This window comes from Flavobacterium sp. GP15 (assembly GCF_014281985.1).
Classification (GTDB): domain Bacteria; phylum Bacteroidota; class Bacteroidia; order Flavobacteriales; family Flavobacteriaceae; genus Flavobacterium; species Flavobacterium pygoscelis.
Window position 1 is genome coordinate 226,455 of record NZ_JACFTC010000003.1, and the last position, 12,645, is coordinate 239,099.

Below are 12,645 nucleotides of genomic sequence, written 5' to 3' on the forward strand. Positions count from 1 at the left end.
TCTTTATCGTTTTATATATTTGCAAAATGGAAAATTCAAAATCAAAAGATCCTCTTCACGGAATCACATTATTAAAAATAGTAGAGCAATTAGTAGCACATTATGGCTTTGATACCTTGGGCGAGCTGATAAAAATTAAGTGTTTTACAGATAATCCAAGTGTTAAATCATCTCTGACTTTTTTACGAAAAACAGATTGGGCCAGAAAACAAGTAGAGGAATTATATGTTAGTTCACTACCAAAATTCAGTTAATTTAATTTGTAGGAAACCATTACACCGCCACGATACGGAAGCCATTCGCCACTTTTGTTATATTTTTTAGCACCATCATAGCGGATTTCTGTATTAAAATCATATCCTTTATAAAAACCTTGATGTGATCCGCCTCCTAAAAAGCAATCCAACATAAATTTTTCATTTATTTTTACCTGATACCCAACAGTTGCTCCAATAAAATAGCCAAAACCTTTCTCGTATTTTGTGGTATTTAAATAATTCCATTTTTGAAAATTGAAAATACTCATACCGATATGAGCACCAGCATAAAAACCATTATATTTTTCTTTAAAATGGAAGCGATATTCTGGTGTAAAAGTGTAAAACTCTCTTGGTTTTCCATTTACAGATTTCCATAAAGAGGCTAAAACATCAAATTGTAACGTTGATTTTTCTCCAATACTTGTTTCAATACCAACATTTGGAACTGTTAATAAGGTAGTCAAAGCATTTGCTTTAATGTAAGTTTGACCAATTGATAATACAGAGAATAAAAGAAAAGAGGTAATAAAAAAATTTTTCATAAAAAGTAATAGCTAATGCTTTTGAATTATAGGTATTAATAAAAGCGCTACAAATATAAAGATTTATGTTTTGTTTTTGGTTAAGGAATATAATTTAGTGTTATCCTTATTATTTATTTAAAATAGTATAAACGGCACTATCCAAAAAGCGTCCATTAAAGAATTCGTTTTCTATGAAGTGAGCTTCTTTCTTAAAATTATTCTTTTCTAAAACTTTTGCCGATCCTAAATTATCAGGATCAATAACCGCCTCAATAGAATGTAATTTCATGACTTCAAAGCCATATTTTACTACTTCTTGAACGGCTTCAGTCACAATTCCCATTCCGTTAAATTCAGGTAATATCATATAACCTATTTCAGCTCTATAATGTTCTGGTTTTATTCTATAATGACCTATAATTCCAATTAGTTTTGGATCTCCTTTGTAAGTTATAGCCCAATTAATTCCCTCATTACTTTCTATTTTCGATTCTATCATTGCTATATGAGCTAAGGCTTCTTCGTCAGTTGTAACTAAAGGTCTTGGGATATATTTCATTGTTTCGGGGTTAGATCGCAATGCGAAAACCTCTTTTAGATCATTATTATCGACTCTTCTTAGGAGTAGGCGCTCTGTTTCTAAATTATGAAATGGAGTAAAATTTATATTTAGCATAACTTTAATTTTTAGAATATTTGGATACTGAATTTTGATTTGAAAGTTTCTGATGCATTTAGAATCTGGATTCCCTCTTTTTCATCTAGCTTTCCGGAACTTTTATTTGTATCGGAATATCCAAACCAAGGTTCTATGCATATAAAAGGCGCATTTGGTTTTGTCCATATTCCCAAATCTGGAAAATCTTGAAAGCAGACCTTTAAACGAGGTTTTTTATTATCTATAATTGTCAATGATTTAGATTGTATGTTTTTAAAAATTAACGCATCATTTTTGAATAGTTCGTAGTTCAAATCTATTTGTTTGTTTTGCAATTCTAGACTTTTTGTTCGATCAGAAATCAAATTATTTTCCAAAAGGTAATATTGTAAAGTATCTTGTTTTTCAAATTCAATTGAGTAATTTTCAAAATGATTTGGTAAAGCAAAAGCAGGGTGAGCACCAATAGAAAATGGCATTGATGTACTACTGTTGTTAAATACGGTATAATCTACTATTAAATTTTTTTCAAGCAAAGTGTATTGTATTTGTAGCTCAAATAGAAACGGATAAACTTTTAATGATTCTTCTGAAGATTGCAAAGATAAAACAACACTATTTTCTTTTTGATCTAGTATTTTAAATTCCATTTCTCTGGCAAAACCATGTCTTGACATGTTATATTCTTTGTTGTTTATAGTATAATAGTCATTTTTTAAAGTGCCAACTATAGGAAATAGAATAGGAGAATGTTTCCCCCAGAAAGCAGGATCTCCTTCCCACATATATTCCTGTGCATTGTTATCTTTTAAGGAACATAATTCGGCTCCCAAAGTTTTAATTTGAGCTTTTAATTTTGAATTTGTAATAGTAATTGTCAAAATGGTTCTTGATAATAGTTATAAAAATAATAATGTAAATATATTTTAATTTTCCTGTAAAAAGAATATAAAATAGGGAGGAATTTTTCATAAAATTTTATTAATTTTTAGGTATTACAATGAATATAATTTAAGATTTGAATTATTTTTCATTAATTTGGTGCTTAAATAACAAAATAAAATGAAAAACATTCGCATCGGAGTCATTTTAAAATTGACTTTATTAATGGTAGTTAGCTCGATCTGGGCTCAACAAAATGCTACTAATGCACCAACGAATCCTATTTCCAAATACGATTATCATGATGCATTTGCACCTTTTTTTTACAACAATAACGGAACAAGTACTCGATCTGCTAGTGGTCAGCCTGGTGCTGAATATTGGCAAAACAGAGCAGATTATAAATTAACAGCTAAACTAAATGAAGCTACCAACGAAATCGTAGGTTCTGGATTAATTACTTATACTAATAATAGTCCAGATAAAATGAATTTTGTTTGGATGCATTTAGATCAGAATTTATTTAAATCAGACTCTAGAGGAAATGCAGTTGTACCCCTAACAGGAAGTCGTAATGGAGCACAAGGACAAGCATTTGATGGTGGTCATAAAATCAAATCAGTAAAAGTAATTAGTACTATAAAAGGTAAAACTACCGAAACAGAAGCTAAATATTTAATTACAGATACAAGAATGCAAGTTTTTCTTCCTCAAGTATTAAATCCAAAAGGAGGAGCAGTTAAAATTAAAATTGATTTTTCTTTTACTTCTCCATTAGAAGGATCAGATAGAATGGGAGTGTTAGAAACTAAAAATGGTAAAATTTTCACAATAGCACAATGGTACCCTAGAATGTGTGTGTATGATGATATTAGAGGTTGGAACACCAATCCGTATTTGGGTGCTTCAGAATTCTATTTAGAATATGGTGATTTTGATGTAAGTATTACAGTTCCTTCTAATCATATTGTGGTGAGTTCAGGAGAATTGCTAAATCCTAATGCAGTTTATTCTGCCGAAGAATTGAAACGTCTAGAACAAGCAAAGCAAAGTGATAAAACTGTTTTTATACGTACTGCAGAAGAAGTAGCAAAATCTTCAAAAATGACTGTGTCGTCAACTAAAACATGGAATTTTAGAATAAAAAATTCACGTGATTTATCTTGGGCCTCTTCTGCCGCTTTTATTTTAGATGGAGCAAAAATTAATTTACCAAGTGGTAAAAAATCTTTAGCCTTATCTGTTTATCCTCAAGAAAGTGCTGGTAATGATGCATGGGGACGTTCTACAGAATATACTAAGGGATCTATCGAGAACTATTCAAAAAGATGGATGGAATATCCTTATCCTGTAGCTACCAATGTAGCAGGAAATGAAGGTGGTATGGAATATCCAGGAATCGTTTTTTGCAGTTGGGAGTCTAAAGGAGCAGATTTGTGGGGCGTTACAGATCATGAATTTGGTCATATTTGGTTTCCTATGATTGTAGGTTCTAATGAACGAATTTTTGGATGGATGGATGAGGGATTCAATACTTTTATCAATTCTGTGAGTTCAGTAGATTTTAACAATGGTGAATATAAAGAACCAAAAGCCGATTTGCACCAAAGAGCAGAATATTACACCAATCCAAATCTTGAGACTATAATGAGTTCTCCAGATAATATGAAAGAAGCTAATATTGGTGTACTAGCTTATGCAAAACCAAGTTCAGGTTTAATTATTTTAAGAGAACAAATTTTAGGAGAAGAGCGTTTTGATCTCGCTTTACGTACTTATTTAGAGCGTTGGGCATACAAACATCCTATGCCAGATGACTTTTTTAGAACTATAGAAAATGTTGCTGGTGAAGATTTGGGTTGGTTCTGGAGAGGTTGGTTTCAAAATAACTGGCGTTTAGACCAAGGAATTAATAGTATAAAATATGTAAAAAATGATCCTAAGCAAGGAATTGTAATAAATATTGAAAACTTCGAAAAAATGGCAATGCCAGTAATTTTAGAGGTGAAAACTAAAAGTGGTAAAATAAGTCGTATCAATCTTCCGGTTGAAATTTGGCAAAAAAATAAATCATGGTCATTTAAACACGAATCAACAGAAGAAATTGAAAGTATTGTAATTGATCCAGATCATATTTTGCCAGATAGTAATGTTACAAACAATACATGGACAGCAGATAAAGGTTTAGTAGAAAAGGATATAATATTGGATGGTTATTTAGGTGTTTATTCTACTAAAATGTCCCCATTAAAAATTACTTTTTCAGAAAAAAATGGTGCTTTAAAAGCATTAATAACAGATTATCCTGCCTTTACAGTGCAACCAACTGGTAAAAATAGTTTTGAATCAAAACAAGCTGGTCTTAAATTTGAATTCAATGAAAACCTTAAAGGTTTCAATATGATCACTTCGGATGGTCAAAAAATTGAATTTACTAAAGATTAGTGTTTTTTATGGAACAAAAAAAAAGACTTGTAGCATTTTGCTACAAGTCTTTTTTTGTTTACTGTATTTTAGAATAATAATCTATTCTGGAATTTGTTGGCTTAAACAGTGTAAAGTACCAAAACCCCAAATAAAATCAGTACAACTAATTCCGATAACTTCTCTATCAGGAAAACATTCTGAAAGTATGTTTAAAGCTACTCGATCATTTGAATCGTTGAAAGTAGGAACCAAGATACAATTGTTTAAAATTAAGAAATTAGCGTAACTAGCCGGCAAACGCAATCCTTCAAAATCCAAACGTTTTGGCATTGGTAAAGCTACAATTATAGGTGATTTACCATTTTCTAATTTGGCATTTTGTAACCTTTTTAAGTTGTCTTGCAAAGGTTTGTAATTATGATCTTTTGGATCTGTTTCCACGATTGTAACAATAGTGTCTTCGTTTACAAAACGACATAAATCATCAATATGTCCGTGTGTATCATCTCCTTCAATTCCATCACCTAACCAAATTACATTTGTAATACCCAGATATTCTTTGAACACAGCTTCGTAATCCTCTTTGGTAAAATTGGGGTTTCGAACCTGAATACTTGGATGCATCAAGCATTCTTCGGAAGTTAATAAAGTTCCTCTTCCGTTGCTATCAATAGCGCCCCCTTCTACAATTACGGGTTTTCCTTTGTACATTACTTGCGTAACAGGAATATTTAGAAACTCGCCTACAGTAGCAGGAACATGTTTATCTAATTGAATGTTTTTATATTTTGCCCAACCATTAAAATTAAAGTTTAATGCTTCTCTTTCATTTCCGTTTTTAACAATAATAGGACCTGAATCACGCATCCAACTTCTATTGGTTTTCTGAATGATATAGGAAATATTAGTCAATACAACATGAGCCGTTTCAAGCATTATATTGACTTTTTCTTTTTGATTCTCATCTGCAACAACTAAAAAAACAGACTCGAAAGAAGCCACTTTTTTAATAAATTCTACAAAAGCCCATTTAACGGCTTCATATTTCCCAGGCCAATCATTACCATTGTGAGGAAAACAAAGTAATACACCTTGTTGTTTTTCCCATTCAGCAGGAAATCTTCTGTTAGTTGTACTCATAATTAGTCGATTGCTCTTTTTGTAATATCCCCAAAAGCGTCAATTCTTCGGTCTCTAAAAAAGGGCCAGTTCTGACGTACGTTTTCTTGTAAATCCAAATCAACTTCTGCAATAAGGATTTCCTCTTTATCATGTGAAGCTTGTGCTAAGATTTCTCCTTGAGGTCCTGCTATAAAAGAAGCGCCCCAAAACTGAATTCCAGCTGTATCAGGTAAATATTGTTCTAAACCAATTCTGTTTGCAGCAGCAACATAAACTCCATTCGCAACTGCATGACCTTTCATAACGTTCATCCAAGCGCCATACTGGTTTTCGCCATATTGCTCTTTTTCTTGTGGATGCCATCCAATAGCCGTAGGATAAAATAAAACCTCAGCACCTTTAAGCGCAGTCAATCTTGCTGCTTCAGGATACCATTGATCCCAACAAATTAATGTTCCAATTTTTCCTTTTTGTGTAGGGATTGTTTTGAAACCTAAATCCCCAGGGGTAAAGTAGAATTTCTCATAAAAATGTGGGTCATCTGGAATATGCATTTTACGATATAAACCTGCTTCAGAACCATCTGTATCAATGATGTAAGCACTATTGTGATAAATTCCAGCCATTCTTTTTTCGAAGAAAGGAACAATGATTACCACACCTAATTCTTTTGCTAAAGCGCTAAAAGCTATAAACGAAGTACTGTAAAGAGGTTCTGCTAAAGCAAAATTATCTACATCCTCACTTTGACAAAAATAATGACTGCTGTATAATTCGGGTAACGAAATTACTTCGGCACCAAGTTTTGCAGCATCACGAACCCAGCTTATGCATTTTTTTAAGTTGTTTTCGGCAATATCATTTAGGTTCAATTGAATGACTGCTATTTTGTATTTTTTGTTTGGCATGACTAAAATATTTAAGTGCAAAAATAGTGAATTTTATAAGGATAAGAAAATAGGGTTAATTTGTTTTTTAAGTTAATTATTTCTGGTTGTCTAAAAAATAATATTAGAAATTAGTTAATTCATTTTGCAACCAATACTGTTTCTGCAGAACCGATTTTTTAAACAATAAATTTAAATTATTTATTTTTATAATAATATTATTGATAATTATGTATTATTCGTATTTTACTGCCTATATGGTATTTATTATAATAAAAATTAAAAAAAAATGAAGTTTTTCGCGTAAAAATACAAATAAATATATATACTTTTACAGCCAAAAATTAACGAATTTTATTACATGAGGAATCTCTATTTTCTTGCTTATCTTTTTTTGTTACTGAATGCGTTCTCTATTTTTGCAAACAGCAAAAGAGTTGAAAAAATTGAAAAAAAAATAGAAGCCGACACAATTTATAACAAAGCATTCTTAGCTCCAGGAGTTTCTTTTAGTTTTGCAAATGATAATAGTTGTTCTGGTTCTCCAATACTATTTAAGTCAACCGTAAGTGGTGATGCTCCATTTAAATATTTATGGGATTTTGGTGATGGCAATACTTCTACTGCCATTAATCCTACTAATACATTCACATCGGTTGGTTGCGGTGTGCAAAATTTCAATGTAAAACTAACGGTTACTGATGCTAAAGGGATTAGTACATCGGTGACTAAAGTTATTTTGGTAAAACAAAAGCCAGATTTAAAATTTATAAATTTAAATGCTTTGTCAGGATCCAATTTATCTTTTGAAAGATGTGGTGATAATAATTTCAATCCAAAATATACCATTAATGTAGGTAACTCTTCTAATTCTATTTCTTGTATTTCGTCTTATACTATTGATTGGGGTGATGGGAATGTAGAAAATAATGTTACTTTCCCACGCGCGCACACTTACATGAAATTAGGTTCCTATAATATGATCATTACAGGAGCTGGAACGAATGATTGTTCTAGTGCAATTACTTATGTAGTTAAAAACTCTAACAATCCAATTGGAGCTCTTATTGCACCAGGTAATACAACAAATTTTTGTATACCCGTTGCACCAATGGATTTTGCCATAGGTTCATGGGCATTAAACCCTTCCGATACAAATTATCAAGTGAATTATGGAGATGGAATCGTTACGAATTACACTCAACAAGATTTAGAAAGTTCACCTTATTATAATTCTCTAATTCCATCGGCTTCTCAAAATTTTCCCATACCACATACTTTTACACGTTTTAATTGTCCATCTGGTAACAATGTAACCCTAACAATAACTACTTCTTGTGGCAGTACTTATTTGATTGCTGGCCCAATTATTATATTAGATGTACCAAGAGTAAGTTTTTATGCAAATGATATTGCTTGCGTTGGTAGTGGTGTCACTTTTCATAATAATTCAATTGCTGGGTTTACAAATGGTTGCAGTACTAACAATGTGTACACTTGGGATTTTGGTGATGGAAGCGCTTTTTCAAGAGCAGTTGAGCCTATTCATTCTTATTTAACGCCAGGGACTTATACTGTTACTCTATTTGCTGAAACGCCTTGTGGTATATCGAGTAAAACAACAAAAACCATTTGTATAGAACCTGTATTAGAACCAAATTTCACCTTTGAAAAAGCTTGTGCTGGCAGTCCTTTGCAAATTACAAATACGACAGATACACGCCTAAATTGTGCTGCTGAAAGCTATTTTTGGGATATAAAAGGGTATTATGAAAGCTACTGTGGTAAAAAACCTGTGCAATGGTTTTTTACTAATGGTACGAATTCTTATTCTAAAGATCCAGTTATTAATTTTATAACACCAGGTACCTATGAATTAAGTTTGAGAACTAGAAATTCTTGCGGAATAGATCGTTATTCAAATAAAATTATAATGGTTAAGCAACCACCAGTAATTATTTTGAAACCCATTTCAGATTATTGTAATTCTGCAACAATATCACCTGTAGGTGAGGTGGTGCAAAGTTGTTCACCCGATAGTGAACTTACTTATTTATGGACCTTTCCAGGAGGTACACCATCTACATCAAACTTATTAAATCCGGGTCAAATAAATTATTCTGTCACAGGAAATTATCAAGCAATTTTTAGTGTTAGTAATAGTTGTGGTACAACAACAAAAACAGCAAATTTTTCAGTAAACACAGTATTATCTCCTATCATAAATTCAAAATCATTAGAAATTTGCAGTGGCGGATCCTTTTTAATACAACCCTATACTAATGCTGTTGATAATGTACCTACAAATACAACTTATACTTGGTCAGATCCAATTATTAGTCCATCAGGTTCTATATATGGTGCCTTCTCACAAAAAAATCCTGTAACCAGTATTGGTCAAACACTAACTAATTACAGTAGTAGTCCAGTAACAGTTACCTATACCGTTTCTCCAAGCTCTGGGAGTTGTGCAGGCCCTAACTTTACCGTTACTATAATTGTTAATCCATTAATAATGGTTGCTGAGACGATCAAAAAAAGCAAATGTTTTGGATCTGATGATGCCAGTATTAACATCAATGTTTCAGGTGGCATTCCATTTCCGACCTCCAAACCCTATGTTTTTTCTTGGTCGGGTCCTAATGGATTTACCAGCACAGAAAAAGATATTAGTAATCTTAAACCAGGAATCTATACTTTAAGTATTACCGATAATGGTACTTGCCCCTTTTCAAAATCCTATTTTGTTATGGAACCGGATAAATTTATTTTTTCTGGATTTAAAAATGATATTAGTTGTTTTGGACTTAATGATGGGAATATTAATCTAACCACTTCAGGCGGAACTTTGCCTTATAATTTTGTTTGGACTAAAAACGGAAGCCCATATGCCACAACAGAAAATATTGGTAATTTGTCTCCAGGAGTTTATAAAGTAAGCATCACTGAAGAAAATAATTGTGAGACGCTTACGAATACATACACTATCATCGAACCTTCAATTTTAGAATTGAACCTTGTAAGTCAAGTTAATATTTTATGTTATGGAGATTATACAGGTGAAATTAATGTAAAAGCAAAAGGCGGTAGGGCTACTGAAATTTCAAGTGGTGTTTTTAATTATATTTACAATTGGAGTGGGCCAAATGGATTTTCTAGTACTAGTCAAAACTTAACAAATTTAGCAGCTGGAATATATGACTTAGTCGTTACCGATAATTCTGGTTGTAGGACTAATTTACAAGTCATTTTATTACAAAATAGCGAAATATTTTTAGAGTATACAAAAACAGAAATAGCTTGTTATAATGATGCCAATGCCTCTATTACTATAACCAATATTAAGGGAGGTATTCCTTTTACAACAGGGGTTCCTTATCTTATAAAATGGAGTAATTTAGGAACAGGACGTGTACAGAATAATCTTTCTGCGGGAGATTATGCAATTACTATTACAGACGCCCTGAATTGCGAAAAAACATTTACTATTATCATTGATAATGCACCTGTATTTACTATCAATCCTGATGTTAAAGATGTTTCGTGTTTTGGGTCAAAGGATGCTCACATTAGACTGAATTTAATTGGAGGTAAAGCGCCAGTAGTACTAGTTTGGGATGACGATCCAACTGCTGGTATAGATAGAAATAATATTGGGCCCGGTAAATATTCGGTAACAATTACAGATGCTAAATTATGTACAATCAAACAAACATTCATTATTAATGAACCTTTGCAATTAGAATTAAGTGCCGATGTTTCAAACCCACTGAATTGTTTAAATGCTAATACCGGAGCAATCAATTTAATTGTTACAGGTGGTCAGTCTCCATTTAAATTTGAATGGTCCAATGGTGCTACAACAGAAGATTTACAAAATCTTTTACCTAATAATTACACCGTTATCGTTACAGATGCCAATGGCTGTAAAAAAACAGAATCATGGAAAATTATTCGTTTTGAACAACTTACTCCTTCTATTGATGTGATGACTGATTATGATTGTAATACAAAATACGTTCATCAGACGTTTTATGGAAAAGTCAAAGGAGGAATTCCTCCCTATCAATTAACTTGGTCAGATGGTACCGTTACCGGTGCTAATAATGAGATAATGAATACAAACAACAATGGTTTGATCATTTTTAGCGTTAAGGATAGTTTTGGTTGTACTGCAGAAATTACTTATAATGTTAATACACCGGTTTTGGGTAAAGCTAATTTTGAAACGAGTTCGTATGGTAATGATGTTTATGGTTTGTATTCTATTTATGACCCAATTTTATTCAAGAATTTAGCAACTGGAGACTTTACCCAAGTTTCTTGGGATTTTGGAGATGGTAATTTTTCTGATGAAGAAAGTCCCAAACACATTTTTACTAAAACCGGAAATTACTCCGTCAAACAAACGGTTACTTACCCTTTTGGTTGTCAATATACCCAAACACTTGTACTAAAAGTTGAAAAAGGATATAGTTTAAAAATGCCAACCGCATTTACACCAAATGGAGATGGAATAAACGATTCTTTTTCACCCGTTTTTTTAGGTTTTGTAGAAATGACCATAGACATTTATGACACATGGGGCAGTATAGTATATACTGAAAAAGGTGAAACTTTAAAAGGATGGAATGGAAAAGTGAAGGATCTAGACGCAGAAAATGGAAATTACTATTTTAAACTTACTGCTAAAACATTTTATAATCATACCATCATCGAAAAAGGTACTTTAACATTAATTAAATAAAGCGAAAAGGCCAACTAATGAAAATTAAACTATTATTTATAATTATATCTTTTTGCATTTATTCTAAAGCAAAAGCTCAAGATCCTGTTTTTACACAATATTTTCTAGTTCCAGAAACTTTAAATCCTGGTTTTTCGGGCTTTATGGAAACTACATATACTGGTATTATTCATCGTGAACAGTGGCCAGATTTAGATTTAAAAATTGATACGGACTATGCTTTTTTAAATACTTGGAATGAAAACATCAGTAGTGGATATGGAATTAGTGTTTTAAACCAAAGAGAAAATGCGAGTAAATATAATTTTACTCAAATTAATGCAAATTACGCTTACAGAGTTAGAATTAATGACGATTGGTATTTTAGACCTGCTCTTGAAGTAGGGTTTGGATTGAAATCATTTGCTTTTCAAAATTTACTATTAGAAGATCAAATAAATATTAGAACGGGAATAACAAATGCAAGCTCTATAGATCCACTTTTAAGAAACGATAAAATTACTTTTTTTGATGCTAGTGCTGGAATGGTTTTTAATACGGATAACATGTGGATTGGATTGTCTATGAAACATCTTAATAAACCTAATATTTCATTTTCTGAAGATGGAAACTTACCTTTAAATACTTTTTTTTCATTGAGCACGGGTTATGAATTTCTTTTGGCAAATTATATTGATGTTCAGTTTTTTCCTTATGCAACCAAAATGTTTGTTACATCAAACTATATGCAACAAGGGCGTTACAATCGTCTTGATCTTGGTGCCTCAATACTTTTTGAAAAAATGTTTTTTGGCGCTACTGCGGTTACTAATCCTGCTAAAAATGCGTTGAATAGCCAATTGGTTACCTCTGTAAATCTTTTTACAGGATTGCAATACGAACATTTAAGACTCGGTATTGCTTATGATTTGAATACCTCAAAAATGGGAAAAACCGGTGGAGTCTATGAGTTGTCATTAACCTATCAATTTAATCTTGATAGAAAATGTTTTGGTTGTCCTAATTATTCAGGTAAATAGTTCAAATAAAAATAAAATGTCTTTTAAATAAGACCTATTAAGTTAGATTTCTAAATTAATTTAAAAAATAATAACAATAAATTTTAATATTTTAATTTACTATAAAAATTAATATAAAA

9 protein-coding genes are annotated in these 12,645 nt (G+C 31.7%); 4 read left to right on the top strand and 5 right to left on the bottom strand.

Annotation, left to right across the window (positions count from 1 at the left end; translation table 11 throughout):
* The first annotated feature begins 26 nt into the window (after positions 1–26).
* The gene (locus H2650_RS08980) at positions 27–254 is read left to right on the top strand and encodes a VF530 family DNA-binding protein (RefSeq protein WP_188050468.1); all 228 of its coding nucleotides are present in this window, start codon (positions 27–29) and stop codon (positions 252–254) included.
* Here the strand turns inward: H2650_RS08980 and H2650_RS08985 are convergent.
* The 3 genes from H2650_RS08985 to H2650_RS08995 all read right to left on the bottom strand — a co-directional run bounded on the left by H2650_RS08985 (position 251) and on the right by H2650_RS08995 (position 2,323).
* Positions 251–802, bottom strand: coding sequence for a DUF3575 domain-containing protein (locus H2650_RS08985; protein ID WP_188050469.1), 552 nt, complete (start codon positions 800–802; stop codon positions 251–253). The two genes, H2650_RS08980 and H2650_RS08985, sit on opposite strands and share 4 nt — an antisense overlap.
* Before the next feature lie 109 nt (positions 803–911).
* A complete protein-coding gene (locus H2650_RS08990; protein WP_188050470.1) occupies positions 912–1,460 on the bottom strand; it encodes a GNAT family N-acetyltransferase in 549 nt (182 codons plus the stop codon).
* Between the two features lie 11 nt (positions 1,461–1,471).
* Positions 1,472–2,323, bottom strand: a complete 852-nt coding sequence (locus tag H2650_RS08995) for an aldose 1-epimerase family protein (protein ID WP_188050471.1) — start codon at positions 2,321–2,323, stop codon at positions 1,472–1,474.
* 181 nt (positions 2,324–2,504) lie between these two features.
* Here H2650_RS08995 and H2650_RS09000 point away from each other — a divergent pair, with 181 nt between their 5' ends.
* Entirely contained in the window at positions 2,505–4,769 is a 2,265-nt protein-coding gene (locus tag H2650_RS09000) for a M1 family metallopeptidase (protein ID WP_188050472.1), read from the top strand.
* An 81-nt stretch (positions 4,770–4,850) separates the two neighbouring features.
* On the opposite strand, the gene H2650_RS09005 is transcribed toward H2650_RS09000, so the two are convergent.
* The gene (locus H2650_RS09005; protein WP_188050473.1) at positions 4,851–5,891 is read right to left on the bottom strand and encodes an agmatine/peptidylarginine deiminase; all 1,041 of its coding nucleotides are present in this window, start codon (positions 5,889–5,891) and stop codon (positions 4,851–4,853) included.
* 2 nt (positions 5,892–5,893) lie between these two features.
* Complete coding sequence (locus H2650_RS09010) at positions 5,894–6,781, bottom strand: carbon-nitrogen hydrolase (protein ID WP_188050474.1); 888 nt, start codon at positions 6,779–6,781, stop codon at positions 5,894–5,896.
* Between the two features lie 340 nt (positions 6,782–7,121).
* Between H2650_RS09010 and H2650_RS09015 the strand changes: the two genes are divergently transcribed.
* Complete coding sequence (locus tag H2650_RS09015; RefSeq protein WP_188050475.1) at positions 7,122–11,507, top strand: PKD domain-containing protein; 4,386 nt, start codon at positions 7,122–7,124, stop codon at positions 11,505–11,507.
* Between the two features lie 17 nt (positions 11,508–11,524).
* The gene (locus H2650_RS09020; protein ID WP_188050476.1) at positions 11,525–12,526 is read left to right on the top strand and encodes a PorP/SprF family type IX secretion system membrane protein; all 1,002 of its coding nucleotides are present in this window, start codon (positions 11,525–11,527) and stop codon (positions 12,524–12,526) included.
* Positions 12,527–12,645: the final 119 nt, after the last annotated feature.